Below are 18,766 nucleotides of genomic sequence, written 5' to 3'. Positions count from 1 at the left end.
CATTACCGCTTTGAAAGGTTCTTGAAGCACAAGGCGTTTGAGACGGGCAAAGTCGTACTTGATTGCAATGAAGCCTACACCAGTAAAACCGTAAGCTGGACAGGTGAAATCATTTCTAATCTTGGTGGAAAAAAAGTCATTATTGGTAGCGATGGATTTCGGATGGACAGGGACATCAATGGCGCTCGTGGGATTTTCCTACGGGCTTTGGGAGATATCCCCTCTCTGAGAGCTTGTCTCTTAGAGTGCATTGTTAGCGAATGTTAGCAAAATTATATCGGCTCTACCTCATCTGTTTGAACGGTTTTATCGCGTTGATTCAAAGCGTGCCAAAGCCTCCGGCGGCTTTGGCTTAGGATTAGCGATCGCGCAACAGATTGTTCAAGCTCATGGGGGACATATCAGCGTTACCAGCACCCTGAGACAGGGTTCGACGTTTCAAATTGCTCTACCCCTGATTCGAGCCATTCCCTCAACTGGACATCTCCTCGGAGCCTAGAGAGGAATTTTATCGGGTTCGCTAGGTGGATGTTACCTTCTTTTTTGTACGATAGGTTGATAGGAGAAGTTATCAACTCTAGATGACCCACAGCGGTTCTTTGCCGAATCGCGTCCCTTTGGTATTCCCCATACCTGCCGATTGCTCTCGATCAATTGGGTATGGCGGCGATTTAATCCATAAAAAAGGGAATTTGTCAAGGGTTTGTTGCCAAGCTCAAGCTAAAAACTGCTTATCGCTTATTTGAATGATCATCAAAACTTCGGTGCTGGCTCACTTACTCCAAGCCATGCCCCAACTGCGGCAACAAGTATATTTCAAAGCGTCTTTGACCGCACTCTCCCATGCAATGGAAGATCAGGTCTTGGCTGGTTCAGAGCAGCCGTTGGTGATTGCCTGTTTTCAGCGAGAACGCTTCTATCGTCAGGAAGCCCATCGCTATCGGCGTATTGCTCAACGGACACCTCATGTGTATGTATTAGCCGCACCGGAAACGGATTTTAAGAATAGCTCAGAGCACCACGAAACCGTGGCATTTGATCCGGGCGATGGCTTAAGTCACGAGTGGCATTTAGTCGTCATTGGTTCGTACTATGCCAACTGTTTGATTTGCCGCGAAAAACCTGTGTCTGTCTCTAATAGCGTCAATGGCGAGATGGATACCTCTCGACGTTTTGAGGGAATTTGGACATTTGACCGAACGGTTAGTGCAAAAGCCGCCGAGTTGCTTCTGGATCGCATTGCCCGCTATCGACCTGAATTAGCGGATAAAATCGAGCAGGCAAAAGCTCAGTATATTGGTGACTCCTTAGGGGTAAGTTCTCAATCAACTCAAACAAAAGATGTGAATCCGCAAGACTCACCCAATCCCGATCCGTTTGTGCAGCGGTTGGTGACTTACTTACAAGCGGGTCAGTATAAACTCCTGAAAGCCTATCGCTCGATCGCGGCTCAAGAACAACGAGAGCGTTTGGTAAATTCGATTAGCACGGCAATTCGGCGATCGCTCGATCCTCATGAAGTCCTAGAAATCGCGGTGCAAGAGTTAGGACGAGCCATGGGTTCCTGTCGCTGTCTGATTTATCGCTGTAAAGCAACGGATACTCAAGCCACGATTACCCATGAATACATGGAAACCCGAGGACGCGATCGCACCATCCTTTGCTCAACTTTAGGTAGCCCTTGGCCCCTAAAAGACAATTCTCTGTTTCAAGGAATTGTCGAACATCAAGAGTCTATTTCCGTAGAAGATACCCAAAACGATCCTCGACTGAACCAGACACCGAGCAAAAGCGCCAATTCCCCGTCTTTTAACTTAAAGGAATTGGTGCAAACTTTTAGTATGCGCTCCTGGTTAATGGTTCCTGTATTATATCAGGGTCGGTTATTGGGTATGGTTGAGTTACACCACTGTGGGGAAATCCCTTATCGGTGGAAGGATGAAGAACTCGCCCTCGTCGAAGCGATCGCAACTCAAGTGGGTGTCGCCTTAATCCAAGCTGAAGCTTATGCGAATCTGCAAGATTTGAACCAACAACTCGCAGCCCTTGACCGCACTCGTAGTAATTTAGTCGCCATCACGGGTCATGAACTCCGCACCCCCCTGTCCACCATTCAGGTTTGCCTAGAAAGTCTCGCTAGCGAGCCGGATATGTCGCCAGAATTGCGTCAAGTGATGCTGAATACCGCCCTTGATGACGCCGAACGTATGCGGAAACTGGTGCAAGACTTTCTCACCCTCTCCCGCCTAGAAAGTGGTCGTGTGGAATGGAATGTAGAAGCCATTTCTCTACAAGAGTGTATTGAGTTAGCTCTCAGCCGGATCAACGTCCATTGGTCACAGGAGCGGCGACCGAATATTATTAATCAGGTTCCTACCGATCTGCCCTTAGTCCAAGCAGATGGCGAGTGGCTGGTGGAAACCCTTGCCAAACTGCTAGACAATGCCTGTAAATTTACTTCCTCCCAAGGAGAAATCACAATTGGGATTCAAAGTAATGGGAATTCTATGTTAAAAGTTACCGTAGCCGATACAGGGCGAGGTATTGAACCGAATCGTTTAGAGGATGTCTTTGATCGTTTTTATCAAGAAGAAGGGGCGCTGCGACGGACTACAGGCGGCACAGGCTTAGGGTTGGCAATTTGTCGCCAAATTGTCAAGGGGTGGGGCGGTAAAATTTGGGCAGACTCGGCGGGTAAAGACCAGGGTTGTCAGTTTCACTTTACGGTGCCAATGATTGCGCCGACATCAGATTCTCAGCCCTCTAAAGGGAAGGGAAAAGGTGGTCGTAAGGGGTCAAGAGTTAAGCGAAAGTGAATTGAGGATTACTCGGTTAGATTAAGTCTAGTCGTATGAATTATATTTTTTTAACGCAGAGTACGCAGAGGATATCGCAGAGGTACGCAGAGGAATTGAGCGGAGTTGAATGATACCAGGTAAAATAGCGGTCATTGAAGGCGATATTACCCAGTTAACCGTTGATGCTTGTTAGCGAGTTGTTATTATCGGAGTTTGGAACTGGCAAAGGATTATCAGATTCGCACTATTGCTTTTCCTGCTATCAGCACGGGCGCTTATGGGTTTCCGCCGGAACGGGCTGCCAGAATAGCTGTAGGTACAGTTAAGCAGGTTTTGGAAGGGAATACAACTATCGAGCAAGTGTTTTTTGTTTGTTTTTCTAAGCTATCCTATAACCACTATCGGCAAGCTGTGCAGGAAATTTTGATGAATAAGGAATAAGGAGTGATTTCAATAGCTGTAGTTCAACTCGGTTTAACTGCTATTCTGGCTTTCTATGTAGCTTGGAATTTAGGTGCCAATGATGTTGCTAATTCCATGGGAACATCAGTTGGCTCAAAAGCGGTTACTCTACGGCAAGCGCTAATTATTGCGGGTATTTTGGAGTTTACGGGTGCGGTTTTATTTGGTCAAGGGGTGGCGACAACGTTAGCAACGAAAGTTATTGATCCAACCTTGTTTGCCCAAACGCCACAGGTGTTATTACTGGGGATGATGTCGGTGTTACTCGCTTGTGGTTTATGGTTACAAATTGCTACCAGTCTGGGATTACCTGTCGCATCATCCCATGCTGTGGTTGGCGCGATCGCAGGATTTTGTTGGGTGGCGATTGGGGTGCAGGCGGTAGACTGGGGAACGTTGGGTCGTATTTCGTTAACCTGGATTATTACACCCGTTATCAGTGGCATTTTAGCTGCCGGATTTTATGGTATTATCAATACCTCAATTTTAAGGCGAACGAATCCGATTGTTCGGTTACGGGAATGGATTCCTTGGCTAAGTGCTCTTCTTTTGAGCATCTTTGGCGCGATTGTTATGCCAAGTTTATTTAATCGTCCTCTATTTTATGCTTTGCCTATTCCTGCTCATGATTTACCCATTATTACGGTTTCAATAGCGGCGATTGTCCTCAGTCTGATTAGTTGGCATCAGTTAGAAAGTGGTTCCTTAATTTTATCTGTTAATCCTGAAGAATCGAGAGACAAAGGTATTCATAATGGGGAAATTGAAGCTAATATTGTCCCACCTCCTAATTCTGTGTCCCCCTTTCCCTCACCAATTGAGCAACAACTGGCGCGTTTCCAAGTTCTCAGCGCTTGTTTTGTGGCGTTTGCTCACGGTTCCAATGATGTCGGGAATGCGATCGCTCCCTTAGCTGTGATCGCGTATATTATTGCTACGGGTGCGGTTCCACTCACTGCGTTTAATATTCCGTTGTGGATTCTTATCGTCGGTGGTGCGGGTATTGTAGCAGGTTTATCCGTTTGGGGTAAAAAGGTGATTACTACCGTTGGGGAAAATATTATCCCTTTACAACCGAGTAGTGGATTTTGTGCCGAAATTGCCACGGCGACAACTGTTTTACTCGCTTCCCGCTTCGGTTTTCCGGTTTCTACCTCTCATGCCTTAGTGGGTGGTATTGTGGGTATTGGATTGATTCAAAATTGGCGCACGGTTCGCTTTCAAACCCTTAAATCGATTGCTCTAGCTTGGTTGGTTACGCTACCCGCAGCCGCTAGTTTAGGGGCGATTATTTTTATCAGTTTACGTGGGATTTTTCTTTAGGCTCTTAAGCAAGGGCGGGTTCTGTTGCTCATTTATCGGCTTTTAATTAGCGTTAGTCCCTAAACCCGCCCCTACAATTGTCCATTTGATGCGTCTTTCAATAGCGTGATATTAAAGATAGCTTTTAATTCAGCGGCTGAGTATTTTCTATAGTCACCAAAAGACATAATCTGCCTTCAGAATTATGTAAAAATAGTGATTTGTCCTGGGTGGATAACGGTTGTACTATGATAACGTTTGTGCGATCGCTCCCTTAACGGCAATGGCACTGACCTAAGCATTTGGAGATCACCGAAACCTTTGATATACCGTAGGGTGGGCAATGCCCACCAGCCAAAATTTCAGTACTATTCACTCTTGTCCCCATTGATTGACTTGCTCAACGGATAGTCCTAAAGCCTCGGCAACCTGCTCAACACTCAAACCCATGTCCAAGAGTCGGGGAATCGCTTCCTGTTGGGCGCGTTCGGCAGATTCTGCCCGTTGCTGTGCTGCTTCCGTCGGTGTGGGAATCCAGTTTCCTTGGGCGTCGTACCAGCGTAACCATTGTCGCTCTAATCCGCGATAGTCTCCGAACCACAATCCGATTCCCAATTCTAGGGTGGGCAGCCAGATTCTGGGTTCAGTGAGTTCCCGTTGCCGATAGCGATCGCCTTCTAACCAAAATACTCGCAATTCGTCAGTATAGCGGTCGAAGACGATGTAGTAGGGAATGGCTAAAATTTGCTCGTACACTTCCCATTTGGTTGGGGGTGAACCGCCGCGTTCAGTTTGTCCCAAGTCTTCCTGGCGGGTTCCTGGAGAGAGCAATTCGATGGCGACGATAGGGCGAACTCCTTCTTGCCAAATCACATAGCTCAAACGTAGTTCCCGTTCTTCGTAAAGTCGAGGAACTCCCACTACAGCATACCAATCGGGTCGCTTGTACCAGTTGGGATGATTCACGTCATAGTAGAGATTCAAGTCACTCGCTACAAAGATGCGATCGCTCTGATGGGTAGGCGGACAGAAAGTGGCGCTGCATAGTTCAGCTTGCCACAGATGGTACTCGTCGGGCAATCCAGATTCCTCCACAGATTCACTCTTGAGATCGTACATCGTGGGCAGGGTTTCTCTGGGAGAACGAGGGGGATCAGTTTGTTCGATAAAGGGTTTAGTGACGGACATAGGCACGCGATCGCTTTCTCTGGTTGGTATTGTAACAATTACCTTGTGTCCAGGACATGGGAAGGGCGGGTTTAGTCGAGTTATCGGTTGTTTCCAGAACGTTATCGGTTAAACCCGCCCCTACACCTTTGATTCCTCTTGCTGTATTGGCAGACGGATGGGATATTATGGCTGAATCCCTATCACTAGGCAAACTTTATCAACAGTTGCTTGAGGGGAATGCCAAGTCAGAAGCGATCGCCGAATTGCTTCTATTACTGTCTGATCCTTTACCGATGAGGCTTTCTGGTTAATCGTTAGCTGTTGTACAAGACGTTTGCTAATGTAGAACTCGAAGACGAGAAACCCGTTAACATTTGGGGATAACTGGATTGATTGTAGGCGTTGAGTCAAACGCGCGATCGCATCTTGATTCAGTCCAGATGCACTAACAATTTGTAGGCGATTTGGGGTAGACTCAGCTTTTTGAAGCGGCGCTTTTGCCATCGGTTTCATCTTTGGAGTTCTCAATGGCGCTGGCTCAGGGGTAGGACTCCATTCCTGATCGAAGTAGACTGATTCTTCCAAGGTATATTCTTTGCGTCCCTTGTCGTCTTCAATAATCAACAGATGGGTGGATGGATTTAGCATGATGGTTCTCCTTTTTTCAGTAAGTCCCGACACCCGCCAAGAACTCAAGTTTTTGGCTAAAAGCTTAAGTCCATTAAAATGGACTACAATTCTTATCTAGTAAACTAGATTCTGACTTGATCTTGGGTGCCTTGGGTTTCAATTCAAAGTGGTTTAACACTTTTGTCTGTCTATCCTCAGCATAAGAAGGGATTTGAGGGGAAAGTGTTCAGTCTTTGACTCACCCTTTGACTCAGTTAGGACTTACGCAAAGGCTATATATGTAGTGGCGTGGCACACCTAATTTGGTGTATTAAAATTCTATCCAGAAACTGTAGGGGCGCATGGCGTGCGCCCATAAAATCTGCAAATCTAATCCATCATTTTAGCTGGGTCACGCTAGTAGGGTGTGAAAGCGCTTGCGTAACGCACCTTAACCGATATATAGCAGTAGACACATCGATTAGGACTTTCGTCACCATTGTAGAGACGCTTCAAAAGCGCGTCTCTACAATCAACGGGGAAAACGGTTCAATATCAGCCGATTCGGGATGAACCAACGTTTTCGTCCAAACATGGCACCTACAGCCAAAACCTATAATGATAATCTGTACGCTATCTCAAAACCCTGTACCATGACCACCTCTCCCCGTCGCTACCATATCACCACCTTCGGCTGTCAAATGAACAAAGCCGACTCGGAACGCATGGCTGGTATCTTAGAAGATATGGGATTTGAGTGGTCAGAAGACCCCAATGACGCTAGCCTCATCCTCTACAACACCTGCACGATTCGCGATAACGCCGAGCAAAAAGTCTATTCCTACCTCGGTAGACAGGCAAAGCGTAAACAAGAACAACCTGACCTTACGTTAATTGTTGCCGGCTGTGTCGCTCAACAGGAAGGAGAAGCGCTGCTGCGACGTGTCCCAGAATTGGATTTAGTTATGGGACCCCAACACGCCAATCGCCTGAAAGACTTACTCGAACAAGTCGGTGATGGGAACCAAATTGTCGCCACTGAACCTATCCATATCGTCGAAGACATTACTAAACCCCGCCGCGATAGCACCGTTACCGCTTGGGTAAATGTGATTTACGGCTGTAACGAACGCTGCACCTACTGCGTTGTCCCCAATGTGCGCGGTGTGGAACAATCCCGCACCCCCGAAGCGATTCGGGAGGAAATGGCAGAATTAGGACGCCAAGGATATAAGGAAATTACGCTGCTGGGACAAAATATTGATGCTTATGGACGGGATTTACCTGGCGTGACTGAATCCGGACGGCATCAGCACACCTTGACAGATTTACTCTATTATGTTCACGATGTCCCCGGAGTTGAGCGGATTCGGTTTGCCACGAGTCACCCCCGCTATTTCACGGAACGATTAATTCGCGCTTGTAAGGAATTGCCGAAAGTTTGCGAACATTTCCACATTCCCTTCCAATCCGGGGATAACGATATCCTCAAAGCCATGGCGCGGGGATACACCCAAGAAAAATATCGCCGAATTATTGATACGATTCGCAATTATATGCCCGATGCATCGATTAGTGCGGATGCGATTGTCGGCTTTCCCGGAGAAACTGAGGCACAGTTTGAGAATACATTGAAACTGGTGGAGGATATTGAATTTGACCAATTAAACACGGCGGCTTACTCCCCTCGCCCTGGTACACCAGCCGCCCTGTGGGAGAATCAACTTAGTGAGGAGGTCAAGAGCGATCGCTTGCAACGGCTCAACCATTTAGTTAGTATAAAAGCCGCCGCGCGATCGCAACGGTATTTTGGGCGGATTGAACAAGTTCTCGTCGAAGATCAAAATCCCAAGGATTCCAGCCAAGTGATGGGGCGCACCAGGGGGAATCGGTTGACTTTCTTTACTGGGGATATTAATCAATTAAAAGGACGGTTAATTCAGGTAAAAATTACCGAAGTTCGTGCCTTCAGTCTCACCGGTCAAGCCTTAACATTAGCACCTTGTTAAAAAGAATGTCATGTCAGGTAGGCAATGCCGAACCGACTCCTGACACAGACTCTAGCAACTGACGATTGGGAATGCGATCGGCTAAAGATTTCCCATCAAAAATATTCCAGTCATCAAGTTATCTATAAAACCCGCCCCTACACCTCGGCTTCCCCACCTTCTGTCTGGAAAAAGTGCAGTTACTGTGAAGATGGGATATATAAGAGAAGAAGAGACCAATATCATAGATGACCGACCCAAAGCCATAGCGTAGTATGGACTAACTGGGACTGTACTCCTGGCATAGCCCTGCTAGTAACGACTTTGGGGATGCACCAACCACCTAATCTAGCTATGATACACGGCATACGCTAACACCGATGAACCTCACTCCCACTCAAAACCATGTCCGACTAGCGACGTGAAGGATCACTGAGGGCGGGTTTTGTACAAAGGTTACCATCAATAGCGACAAGAAAGTCCGATTACCCGCCCCTAGGAACTCACGCACCCGGTTATCTTGAACGAAGGAAAAGGTTCAAACTCCCTGAAGGCGGATCAATGACTTGACACCTCGCCAAAACGACTTAGATTAGACTGTTCAGCTAAGCTGCTATTTTGAGGACTCCCATGACCACCCTCGTCATCGTCGAATCTCCCACCAAAGCTCGCACCATTCGTAACTACTTGCCTTCGGACTACCAAGTAGAAGCGTCAATGGGTCATATTCGTGACCTTCCTCAATCGGCTAGTGAGATCCCTGAAGCCATCAAGGGAGAAAAATGGGCGCAGTTGGGGGTAAACGTGGAAGCAGATTTTGAACCCATCTACGTTGTCCCCAAGGATAAAAAGAAAGTCGTCAAACAACTCAAAGACGCCCTACAAGACGCCGAAGAATTAGTCCTAGCCACAGACGAAGACCGAGAAGGGGAAAGCATCAGTTGGCATTTATTGCAAGTCCTCAAACCCAAAGTTCCCTGCAAACGCATGGTTTTTCACGAAATTACCCAAGAAGCGATTCGTGACGCCCTGCAAAATTGTCGGGATATTGATGACCAACTGGTACGCGCCCAAGAAACCCGGCGAATTTTAGACCGATTGGTAGGTTATACCCTCTCACCTCTGTTGTGGAAAAAAATTGCCTGGGGATTATCAGCGGGGCGCGTCCAATCCGTTGCGGTAAGGCTTTTGGTGCATCGAGAACGCCAACGCCGTGCGTTCCGTCAAGGGAGTTATTGGGACTTAAAAGCCCTTTTAGACCAAGACAACACCCCCTTTGAATCCCGCCTCGTCACCCTAGCTGGCGCAAAAATTGCCACTGGAAGTGATTTCGACGCCAACACGGGGCAAATTATTGAAGGGCGAACGGTGCGGCTGCTGAATGAAGCTGAGGCGCGAGACTTGCAGGCGCGGCTGTTGGACAAAACCTGGACAGTGACTAACCTAGACGAACGCCCCGTCATCCGCAAACCCGCCCCCCCATTTACCACCTCTACCCTGCAACAGGAAGCTAACCGCAAATTAAGCTTATCGGCACGGGATACAATGCGGACGGCTCAAAACTTGTACGAACAGGGGTATATTACCTATATGCGGACAGATTCGGTGCATTTATCCGCCCAAGCGATCGCAGCAGCCCGGAGTTGCGTCGAACAAATGTATGGTCAGCAATACCTCAGCCCCAAACCGCGTCAGTACAGCACCAAAAGTAAAGCCGCCCAAGAAGCCCACGAAGCCATTCGCCCCGCCGGAAGTACGTTCCGTACCCCCAGAGACACCGGATTATCGGGTCGCGAATTGCAACTGTATGAGTTAATTTGGAAACGCACCGTCGCCAGCCAAATGGCAGACTCGCGCCAAACCCACATTACCGTAGACCTAGAAGTCGAAGATGCAGGATTTCGGTCTACAGGAAAACGCATCGATTTTCCCGGTTACCTCCGGGCGTATGTGGAGGGTTCTGATGATCCCGAAGCCGCCTTAGAAGACCAAGAAGTTGTCCTTCCCCCCTTAACCCCTGGGGATCATCCGGAGTGCAAAAACCTGGAAGCCATCGGTCATGAAACCCAACCCCCAGGGCGCTACACCGAAGCCTCCCTGGTCAAAACCCTAGAAAGTGAAGGAATTGGGCGCCCTAGTACCTACGCCAGCATTATCGGTACAATTATCGATCGCGGCTATGCCCAAATGCAAAAAAAGACCCTCATCCCCACCTTCACCGCCTTTGCCGTCACCAGTTTACTAGAGAAACACTTCCCGGACTTGGTAGACACCAGCTTTACCGCCAAAATGGAACAAACCCTAGACGAAATCTCCACCGGAGAAGCCGAATGGTTACCCTATCTGGAGAAATTCTATCGGGGCGACAATGGCTTAGAAACCCAAGTGCGCGAACGGGAAGACCAAATTGACCCCAATGAAGCCCGGAGTATCGAACTGGAAAATCTCGATGTTAAAGTTCGTATTGGTAAATTTGGTCCCTACATCGAAGCCGAAAATGGCGAGGGTTCCGTCACCGCATCCATTCCCCAAGACTTGACCCCCTCTGAACTGGATGCAGAACAGGTAGAGATTATCCTCAAGCAAAAAACCCAAGGACCGGAAAAACTGGGACTGCACCCCGAAACGGGCGAACCGATTTATCTGTTAACCGGGAGTTATGGTCCTTATGTCCAATTGGGTGAAGTCTCTGAGGAGAATAAGAAACCGAAGCGGATGTCTTTACCCAAAGGGGTGAACATGGAAGATGTCACCCTAGACATGGCGCTGGGTCTATTAGCACTCCCGCGTACCCTAGGTGTTCATCCTGGAACTGGGGGCAAAGTTCAGGCGGGATTGGGGCGTTTTGGTCCTTATGTTGTCCACAACCAGGGTAAAGAGGGAAAAGATTATCGTTCCCTCAAAAAAGAGGACGATGTATTGACAATTTCCATGGATCGTGCATTAGATATATTGTCTCAGCCGAAAAAATCCAAAGGGGGTAGTCGCAGCAAATCCAAGACTCCATTACGGGAATTAGGGGCGCATCCAGAGGACAAAGAACCTGTCAATATCTACGAGGGTCCCTATGGAACTTATATCAAACATGGTAAAACTAATGCGGGAATCCCTGATGATCAATCGGTTGAGGATATTACCTTAGAAAAAGCCTTGGAACTCTTAGCCGCGAAGAAATCCAGCAGCCGTTCCAAAAAATCCTCAAAAAGTCGCAAAAGTACCAAAAAATAGGTTGATGTAGAGACGCGCCATGGCGCGTCTCTACCTAACGTTTACGTTGAGGTAGAGTCAAATGAGAGAGACGACGCCCAAAATGAGGTAAAAATACAGTGGCGAGAAAATGGGGATTATCCAATGTTGCAAGCATTACATCTCAAGCAAGTAGGACCAGCCCCTGAATTTGATGTAGAATTTGCTGAAAGACTGAATATTTTCACAGGGGATAACGGCTTAGGAAAAACCTTTCTACTTGACATTGCTTGGTGGACATTAACCGGCAACTGGATCGATCAACCGGCTTATCCCCAAAGACAAGGGCAACCCGAAATCATTTGTCATGTAGACAGTCCAACCGCTTCAAATAATCAGGAATATCATAGCTCTTTCGATTTTGATAAGCGAAAATGGCGTAAGCCGCTAATACCATATTCTTTTAAAGGAATTGTCATTTACGCTCGTGCTGATGGTAGTTTTTCTGTTGTCGATCCGGCTCGGAAACGGGATACGGCTTATAACTTTACTGCCAACACTCTATGGAACGGTTTAAGATCAGGGAAAAAAGTTCTTTGTAAGGGTTTAATTGATGATTGGGTGAAGTGGCAAATTCAGCCTGATAAAACCCAATTTAATTTACTCTCTCAGGTTATCCGCAAACTTGCCCCCCATCCAGGAGAATGGATAGAACCTGGAGAACCTACCAGAATTTCTGTTGAAGATGTCCGCGATATTCCAACGGTTAATCTTCCCTATGGAAATGTGCCTATCGTTCATGTTTCAAACGGCATGAAGCGGATTCTGGGATTGGCTTACTTGCTGGTTTGGACATGGTATGAACATAGCCAAGCCTCAAAACTGCGTCAAAATAAAGTCTCCGATCAGATCATTTTTCTCATGGATGAGGTAGAGTCTCATCTCCATCCTCGTTGGCAACGGACAATTTTACCCGCCATTCTAGAGGTAATTAAGGGATTTCGAGAAAATTTAAACGTCCAAACCCTAATTACTACTCACTCTCCCCTTGTCCTCGCATCTGTTGAACCCATTTTCCAAGACGAGCGCGATCGTTTATTTTTGTTCGAGTTACAAGGTGACAGAGTAACCTTAGATGAAATCCCTTGGACAAAACAAGGTGATATTGTCGGATGGCTAACCTCGGAAGTTTTTGGACTTCAGCAAGCGCGTTCAAAGCCAGCTGAACAAGCCATAGAAGCGGCGGAAGCCTGGATGCGACAGGATGATATGAGCAAATTTCCTGACGATTTGAGAACAAAAGATAAAATTCACCAACAACTACTGCATCTTCTACCTGGACATGATCCTTTCTTTCCCCGTTGGATTGTCACAATGGAAAAACGATAAGCATGATTCCCGTTTCTCCACCTCCTGAACCCGTTAATTTTGATGCTCAAGCCAGACAACCTGGTAATAAATGGTTAGCTAATCATCCAGAGGCAAAAAGACCAAAAGATTATTGGTCATCTTTTAAAGGTGACTTAGCCAATGGGTTTAACCATCTTTGTGGCTACTCAGCCATGTATGAACCGATTGGAACAGTTGATCACTATCTCAGTTTCGACAATTATCCCCATTTCGCCTACGAGTGGAGCAATTATCGCTATGCTGCACAGTGGATTAATAGTAGTAAACGAACCGTAGATGAACAAATTCTTGATCCGTTTCAAGTTGGGGACGATTGGTTTGAGATTCTTCTACCCTCCTTACAATTAGTTGTAACGGACAAAGTACCACCATCCGAACGAGAAAGGGCAGAATTCACACTACAACGCTTACACCTACAGGATGATGAAAGAGTGATTCGCCAACGTCAACAGTGGTATCAGTTGTATCTGGATGGGGATTTAACGTTGACAGGATTAGAGAAGAAAGCCCCTTTGCTCGCCCGTGCGGTAAGAAAACAGCAGAAGTCTAACAAGGCAGAAAATAAATGACAAAGGGCAAATGACATGAATCTGATACTTTCTTTCCTTATTTGTTCACTCAATTGAATAAATTATGGAAGGGCTATAGGGCTTGAGCTACCTACTGACAATAGAATCGACGGATATACTTATATCAGGAAAGGCTAGGGGATAAATTATTCCTCCCGTTAGGGTAGATCGGGAAGCGTATTCTCCATCTTGGGGATCTCGGAATACAATTAGTTGTCTTTTTTTCAGGTTAACGACCCAGTATTCAGAAATACCAACTTGGGCATAAATTTTAAGTTTTATCCCCAAATCGTTCTCTAAAGTTGACTCGGAGTATTCAATGAGCCAGAAAATATTCTCTGGATAAGGGTGATGCTCTAGGTATTCACGCCCCAATCGTTGCACAATGGCAATATCGGGTTCAGGTTCAGAGTTGTTTGGGAGTGTAATCGGCTTGGCTAAGCGAACCATGGCGCGATCGCATAACTGTCGCATCAGATATTCCCCAGCTTCACTACTGAAGTAGGCGTGGGGTTCTCCTTCTGGTGACATCTCGACAATTTCTCCCTGAAGTAGTTCCACCTGCCGATCCTCTAAGATCCCTGCCGCAATCATGCGGTGATACTCGTCTATTGTCCATTTGGCTGTGGTGATTGCCATCGCGATCGCGTTTCTGTTGCTTTAAAGATGAAACAATGATTAGGTTTAGGTTTCCTTCAATCCAAATCCTTATGGGTAAAGGATTTGGCATCCTTGCCACTATAACTCGCAACAACCTGACCTTGACCTGTCATTTGATATTTATACGTCACCAATCCTTCTAATCCTACAGGACCACGGGGCGGTAACTTATTTGTACTAATTCCGACTTCCGCGCCAAACCCATAACGGAACCCATCCGCAAACCGAGTCGAACAGTTGTGGAAAACATTCGCGCTATCCACTTGATTGAGGAATATCTGGGCAATGTCTGTATCTTCGGTGACAATAACATCGGTATGCCCAGAACCGTAGGTATTAATATGATTAATTGCTGCTTCCAGAGAGTCTACGATTTTAATCGACAGAGTTAAATCATTGTATTCTGTAGACCAATCTGCATCTGTGGCGGCTGAACAGTCAATCATTTGGCAAGTCGCTTCATCGCCACGGAGTTCCACCAGCTGTTCTTTCAAGGCTTTTGCGGCTAGGGGAAGGAAGCTAGGCGCGATCGCACGATGGATCAGTAGGGTTTCTATCGCATTACACACCGCCGGATACTGGGTTTTCGCATCGACAGTAATCTCTACCGCTTTTTGCAAGTCAGCCGCCCGATCAATATAACCATGACAGATTCCATCAGCATGACCCAATACCGGAATCCGGGTATTATCTTGAACAAAGCGGACAAAGGCATTCGATCCTCTGGGAATAACTAAATCAATGTATTTATCCAACTGCAATAGCGCCATCGTCTCCTCTCTGGTGGTTAAGAGTTGCACCACCGCCGGATCAATTGAACTTGTAGATAATCCTTTATGAATCGCCTTAACAATCGCTTCACAGGATCGTACTGCTTCTTTCCCGCCTTTGAGAATCACCCCATTCCCCGATTTTACCGCCAGGGAGGTAATTTGCATCACCGCATCGGGACGTGCTTCAAAGATAACGCCTAAGACTCCCAGGGGACAAGTGACACGCTTGAGAACTAATCCTTTATCGACTTCCCGATGAATTTGGATTGCGCCAATGGGATCAGTCAACCTACCGACATCCCGCACCCCCGCGATCGCGGCGTTTAGTTTCGTCTCATCCAGCTTCAGGCGATTGTACAGGGGTTTAGGGATACCCTCCGCTTCTGCGGCTTTGCAATCCGCGACATTCGCCGCCAAGATATCTGCTGTTGCGGTTTCTAAGGCTTTCGCGATCGCTTCAATGGCTAGATTCTTAGTATCAGTGGACATAACCGCCAACAGTCGCGCCGCTTGGCGAGTGGATTGTGCGATCGCGCTGAGGGTAGGGGATGGTACTGGAGTCGCTGTCATGGCTGGAGATACAAATACCAACTAAGTCATCTGAAGTGTAGCAAAATCCTGGGCTTGGCGGAAATTATGATTGATGTCTTTCCCAGAAGCCACAAGTCCCTTATTAAGACAACGCTATAAGTTCTCAATTTTTGTTCGTAATTCCATCAAATCCGGATATTGAGTAATATCCAGTTGAGCAATTGCCCAAGCAAAAAAGTTTTTTAAAGAGATGTACTGAGATTCTTGCTGCTGCATCGCTTTTTGCATATCTTTGCCATGAAACCAGAATAAGTACTGCTTCTGTTGCCAAAATTCCGCTTGGCTAAACTTAGCCTGATAGATACCTAAACTTTCCTCAAATCTGTCTTGGTTAACTTGATCAACAGCCTCTCTAAACGTCTGAATTAATTCTTTGGCTTTAGCTTGACAGCTTTGTAAATCTAAAGAAGCCGGAAGTTTCCCACTACCTTTTGTCCACGTTGTTTCAAGGTGCGATCGCGCCCTACTCGGCTTCGCTACATCAGCCAATGCCCATCGTACTGCTTGATAATCTTGCAACGTTCTTGCTGACCTATCAATCCAAGCTGCAATTGTCTCAATTCCCGGTGAATCGCCATGTCCCCACTTGGATAAAGGATTTTCCGATTTCTCGGCAAATTTAGCTTGCCAATAATTATGAATTAAATCAGCATCTAAGAGATAATTTTCAAGACAAGCACTATGAGTTAAAAAACAGCGTTGTCCTAGTTGTAGCAATTTAACCTCTGAGGTTGGCTGAACATCAAAATCTCTATCCCTAAAAATTATATATCGTTTATTTATCGCTTCATCAGGAAAAAAGTAACCTTGAGCAAAAAGTGAAAATGAAAACTTCCCACCAGCCGACACAATTGTTGGTCGCTGTCCAGGTTGTTCTGCCAAGATGCGATCGAGTAGCTTGCTATCTAAACTGGTTTGTTTACCCTCACATAAAATAACTTTATCAACAACACTCAAAATTACACCTCTAACCGGATAATATGTGCTTCAGGGACTAATTGCTCTACATAATCAGAGTGAGTCGTGATTATAAATTGATTATTTTCACCCAATTTATGCAATGTTCTTAGCAATGCTTGTTGCATTGGTGGATGTAAATGTAATTCAAGTTCATCAATCAATATGACTGAATTATGAATATTCCAATTGGCAAAATCTATTAACATGGGAAAAATAGCCCGCTCTCCCCCAGACATTTCTGAAATTTCATACTGTCTTTTGCTTTTGCCATCGTAGAGATAAAACCAAGGTTCACTCAGTATGTCATCAATATTCTCGCGGGGAACCGGACCTTCAAAACTACGTTCTGGAAAAACATCCTGGTAAGCTTGTTCAATTTCAGCGTAAATATCTTTTTGTCCTGGACGTAGTTGCTTAATTCTACCTGTTTCAACATCTCGGTGGAATTGTCGCCATTTTGATAGGCGATCGCGTAAAATATCCTCAGTAATTTCTATTTTTTTATCTGGATCTTCAGTGGTTAAGCTTGTTGACGTTCTTTGTTCAGTGTACCAGAAGACTGTACCCACTCGTTCAAACACCTGAAACCCTTCAGAGCGCTGCAATTGTTTTGCATAGTCTCGCCCTTTCAACTGGAACAATTGAGCCGCCGTATCTGCTTGGACTCGCTCACCTTGCCATCTCAAAGTTGCTAGATAATCCTCTGCTGGAGGAACGGGTAAATGATGACCCATTTCTTGTAATTTTTGATGGAATTCCTGAACAGCGTGGAGTTCTTTAGATGAAAATTGTACCTTTAGAGTTACCTCTGGCTCAAATCGACCCCAGTTATTTCCTAGCAATTCATAATTAAATCCTACCCAATCTAAATCAGGAAGTTTTTGTAATCGCCCAGTTGCTACTCCCAGCGTCGCCGCAATTGCCTGTAAAAGACTGGTTTTACCAGCACCATTCATGCCAATTAGGACAATAATATCTCGTGCTAAACCCGTTTCTGAATCCGTAAAATCAAAGGTCGAACCCCTAAAATTCTTGAAATACTTTAATTCGACAGATTGAATTTTAATGGCAAACTATTTAACTCTTTACGTTTTTACTCACCTAAATCAGTTTATGCACGATAAATCTGATACTGTCATTCCTCATTTTTTCACTCAATTAAATAAATGTTTGAATAACCAAGCGCTCCAAAACATGATATGAAAAGCCACAATCGCCCAAAATACGACTTGGTAAGAATTTTTGCTGCTTTTGTGGCGTAGGGTGCGTTGAGCAATGAATGCGCCTAACCATCCACCTGCTAGTTCGCACAAATGTAACGTTTTTTCAGGTATCCTCCATTCTCCTGTTCTAGCACGGGACTTATCCTGAGCATAAAGGAGAAAGGTTAACCCACTCATGCTCAAATACATCAGCAGAGGAATAAAATTTGATGTTATTGATGCCAAGTGAACTGAGCCGCCGATAGGAAATAGAGATAAAAACAAAACTTCCCAGACTAATGAAGACGATTTTGTTATCTTTTTTGATCCCTTTCTTTTAGCAGAAGTTTTGGTTAAATGTTTTGGACTAGGCGGAGATGCCGTTCCTTCGATGACAGCATTGCTAGCACGACGTTTTCCTTTGTTGTCAACGGTTACTTGATAACGGATAATGTCAGCAACTTGGGGACGGCGATTAGGGTTCTTTAGTCCAGTGAGATGCAGAAAAACGTCTTGCTCACCATTATCGGGTTTGATAAAGCCAAAACCCCCTTCGTCTTTCCAAACCGTTAATTGACCTTTATGCGTTTTTGGTTTCATCTATAAAACTAAACTTGACTCGAATATTCAATCAGCCAGAAAATGTTGTCTGGATAAGGGTGATGTTCTAGGTATTCACGCCCCAATCGTTGCACAATGGCAATATCTGGCTCAGGTTCCGAGTTGTTCGGGAGTGTAATCGGTTTGGCTAAACGAACCATAGCGCGATCGCGTTTATGAAAGCTGGTTTTCATTATAGACGGCGCTAACTATAGAGGCGCTGAAGCGCCTACTACGAACGAACCGCGATCGCCCCCCTATATTCAAAAATTGAATATACAATGAAATTATGAATATAGTCTGGATGACCCGATGGCTACTCGCAACAAAGACGACACGCTGAATCTGACCGAGAACTAGGGATACAAGCCTCGTCCTTTTAGGACGACTTTTTATTTTCTCTTAGTCTTGTATTGTAATAAATAATGTGTTAATCTATAAAAGTAGTCTAGCACAGGCGAAAGTCGTGAGTATCGCCAATCGATT

Annotated in this window: 16 protein-coding genes and 2 pseudogenes; 9 read left to right on the top strand and 9 right to left on the bottom strand. The window is 45.8% G+C overall.

Going from position 1 to position 18,766, the window contains the following annotated elements; genetic code table 11:
* From RIM23_RS22830 to RIM23_RS22810, 5 genes and pseudogenes are all read left to right on the top strand, one after another.
* A partial coding sequence (locus RIM23_RS22830) for a zinc ribbon domain-containing protein (protein WP_446369600.1) occupies nucleotides 1–267 on the top strand: 267 nt, incomplete at its 5' end.
* A gap of 16 nt (nucleotides 268–283) precedes the next feature.
* Nucleotides 284–499, top strand: a pseudogene (locus RIM23_RS22825) (ATP-binding protein); the annotation flags it as partial.
* Nucleotides 500–746: 247 nt separating this feature from the next.
* Entirely contained in the window at nucleotides 747–2,816 is a 2,070-nt protein-coding gene (locus RIM23_RS22820) for a DICT sensory domain-containing protein (RefSeq protein WP_446369598.1), read from the top strand.
* 168 nt (nucleotides 2,817–2,984) lie between these two features.
* Nucleotides 2,985–3,239, top strand: a complete 255-nt coding sequence (locus tag RIM23_RS22815; RefSeq protein WP_446369596.1) for a macro domain-containing protein — start codon at nucleotides 2,985–2,987, stop codon at nucleotides 3,237–3,239.
* Nucleotides 3,240–3,242: 3 nt separating this feature from the next.
* Nucleotides 3,243–4,583 carry an inorganic phosphate transporter gene (locus tag RIM23_RS22810; RefSeq protein WP_446369594.1) on the top strand — a complete coding sequence of 447 codons (1,341 nt, stop codon included), beginning with the start codon at nucleotides 3,243–3,245 and terminating at the stop codon, nucleotides 4,581–4,583.
* A 351-nt stretch (nucleotides 4,584–4,934) separates the two neighbouring features.
* On the opposite strand, the gene RIM23_RS22805 is transcribed toward RIM23_RS22810, so the two are convergent.
* Genes RIM23_RS22805 through RIM23_RS22795 form a run of 3 tightly spaced genes read right to left on the bottom strand, consistent with a single transcriptional unit; the run spans nucleotide 4,935 to nucleotide 6,380 of the window.
* On the bottom strand, nucleotides 4,935–5,750 hold the full coding sequence (locus RIM23_RS22805) for a Uma2 family endonuclease (protein WP_446369592.1): 816 nt from the start codon (nucleotides 5,748–5,750) through the stop codon (nucleotides 4,935–4,937).
* Nucleotides 5,737–5,943, bottom strand: coding sequence for a hypothetical protein (locus tag RIM23_RS22800; RefSeq protein ID WP_446369590.1), 207 nt, complete (start codon nucleotides 5,941–5,943; stop codon nucleotides 5,737–5,739). The genes RIM23_RS22805 and RIM23_RS22800 overlap by 14 nt, the downstream gene beginning before the upstream one ends.
* A complete protein-coding gene (locus RIM23_RS22795) occupies nucleotides 5,916–6,380 on the bottom strand; it encodes an after-VIT domain-containing protein (protein WP_446369588.1) in 465 nt (154 codons plus the stop codon). The genes RIM23_RS22800 and RIM23_RS22795 overlap by 28 nt, the downstream gene beginning before the upstream one ends.
* 614 nt (nucleotides 6,381–6,994) lie before the next feature.
* On the opposite strand from RIM23_RS22795, the gene miaB reads away from it, so the two are divergent.
* From miaB to RIM23_RS22775, 4 genes are all read left to right on the top strand, one after another.
* Nucleotides 6,995–8,350, top strand: a complete 1,356-nt coding sequence (miaB, locus tag RIM23_RS22790; RefSeq protein ID WP_446369587.1) for a tRNA (N6-isopentenyl adenosine(37)-C2)-methylthiotransferase MiaB — start codon at nucleotides 6,995–6,997, stop codon at nucleotides 8,348–8,350.
* Between the two features lie 609 nt (nucleotides 8,351–8,959).
* Entirely contained in the window at nucleotides 8,960–11,557 is a 2,598-nt protein-coding gene (gene topA, locus RIM23_RS22785) for a type I DNA topoisomerase (protein WP_446369586.1), read from the top strand.
* A gap of 123 nt (nucleotides 11,558–11,680) precedes the next feature.
* On the top strand, nucleotides 11,681–12,904 hold the full coding sequence (locus RIM23_RS22780; protein WP_446369584.1) for an AAA family ATPase: 1,224 nt from the start codon (nucleotides 11,681–11,683) through the stop codon (nucleotides 12,902–12,904).
* A 2-nt stretch (nucleotides 12,905–12,906) separates the two neighbouring features.
* Nucleotides 12,907–13,494 (top strand): hypothetical protein, encoded by a 588-nt coding sequence (locus RIM23_RS22775; RefSeq protein ID WP_446369582.1) that lies wholly within the window; start codon nucleotides 12,907–12,909, stop codon nucleotides 13,492–13,494.
* A gap of 87 nt (nucleotides 13,495–13,581) precedes the next feature.
* On the opposite strand, the gene RIM23_RS22770 is transcribed toward RIM23_RS22775, so the two are convergent.
* The 6 genes and pseudogenes from RIM23_RS22770 to RIM23_RS22745 form a co-directional block, all read right to left on the bottom strand.
* Complete coding sequence (locus RIM23_RS22770; RefSeq protein WP_446369580.1) at nucleotides 13,582–14,133, bottom strand: Uma2 family endonuclease; 552 nt, start codon at nucleotides 14,131–14,133, stop codon at nucleotides 13,582–13,584.
* Nucleotides 14,134–14,189: 56 nt separating this feature from the next.
* On the bottom strand, nucleotides 14,190–15,497 hold the full coding sequence (locus RIM23_RS22765) for a glutamate-5-semialdehyde dehydrogenase (RefSeq protein ID WP_446369578.1): 1,308 nt from the start codon (nucleotides 15,495–15,497) through the stop codon (nucleotides 14,190–14,192).
* A gap of 114 nt (nucleotides 15,498–15,611) precedes the next feature.
* Nucleotides 15,612–16,475 (bottom strand): hypothetical protein, encoded by an 864-nt coding sequence (locus RIM23_RS22760; protein WP_446369576.1) that lies wholly within the window; start codon nucleotides 16,473–16,475, stop codon nucleotides 15,612–15,614.
* A 2-nt stretch (nucleotides 16,476–16,477) separates the two neighbouring features.
* The gene (locus RIM23_RS22755) at nucleotides 16,478–17,545 is read right to left on the bottom strand and encodes an AAA family ATPase (RefSeq protein ID WP_446369602.1); all 1,068 of its coding nucleotides are present in this window, start codon (nucleotides 17,543–17,545) and stop codon (nucleotides 16,478–16,480) included.
* Between the two features lie 87 nt (nucleotides 17,546–17,632).
* Nucleotides 17,633–18,280: a DUF1294 domain-containing protein gene (locus tag RIM23_RS22750; protein ID WP_446369574.1), complete on the bottom strand. Its 648-nt coding sequence runs from the start codon at nucleotides 18,278–18,280 to the stop codon at nucleotides 17,633–17,635.
* 20 nt (nucleotides 18,281–18,300) lie between these two features.
* Nucleotides 18,301–18,450, bottom strand: a pseudogene (locus RIM23_RS22745) (Uma2 family endonuclease); the annotation flags it as partial.
* Between the last annotated feature and the right edge of the window lie 316 nt (nucleotides 18,451–18,766).

It is taken from the genome of Coleofasciculus sp. G3-WIS-01 (genome assembly GCF_040223135.1).
In the GTDB taxonomy this organism is placed as follows: Bacteria; Cyanobacteriota; Cyanobacteriia; order Cyanobacteriales; family Coleofasciculaceae; genus Coleofasciculus.
Note: the sequence above shows the minus strand (reverse complement) of the source record. Positions and strands in the feature narration are given on the sequence as shown.

Excerpts from the sequence above, each read along its gene's own strand:
- RIM23_RS22820 (WP_446369598.1), top strand. The coding sequence starts at position 747 with ATGATCATCAAAACTTCGGTGCTGGCTCACTTACTCCAAGCCATGCCC.
- RIM23_RS22805 (WP_446369592.1), bottom strand. The coding sequence starts at position 5,750 with ATGTCCGTCACTAAACCCTTTATCGAACAAACTGATCCCCCTCGTTCT.
- RIM23_RS22795 (WP_446369588.1), bottom strand. The coding sequence starts at position 6,380 with ATGCTAAATCCATCCACCCATCTGTTGATTATTGAAGACGACAAGGGA.
- miaB (WP_446369587.1), top strand. The coding sequence starts at position 6,995 with ATGACCACCTCTCCCCGTCGCTACCATATCACCACCTTCGGCTGTCAA.
- topA (WP_446369586.1), top strand. The coding sequence starts at position 8,960 with ATGACCACCCTCGTCATCGTCGAATCTCCCACCAAAGCTCGCACCATT.
- RIM23_RS22780 (WP_446369584.1), top strand. The coding sequence starts at position 11,681 with ATGTTGCAAGCATTACATCTCAAGCAAGTAGGACCAGCCCCTGAATTT.
- RIM23_RS22775 (WP_446369582.1), top strand. The coding sequence starts at position 12,907 with ATGATTCCCGTTTCTCCACCTCCTGAACCCGTTAATTTTGATGCTCAA.
- RIM23_RS22770 (WP_446369580.1), bottom strand. The coding sequence starts at position 14,133 with ATGGCAATCACCACAGCCAAATGGACAATAGACGAGTATCACCGCATG.
- RIM23_RS22765 (WP_446369578.1), bottom strand. The coding sequence starts at position 15,497 with ATGACAGCGACTCCAGTACCATCCCCTACCCTCAGCGCGATCGCACAA.
- RIM23_RS22750 (WP_446369574.1), bottom strand. The coding sequence starts at position 18,280 with ATGAAACCAAAAACGCATAAAGGTCAATTAACGGTTTGGAAAGACGAA.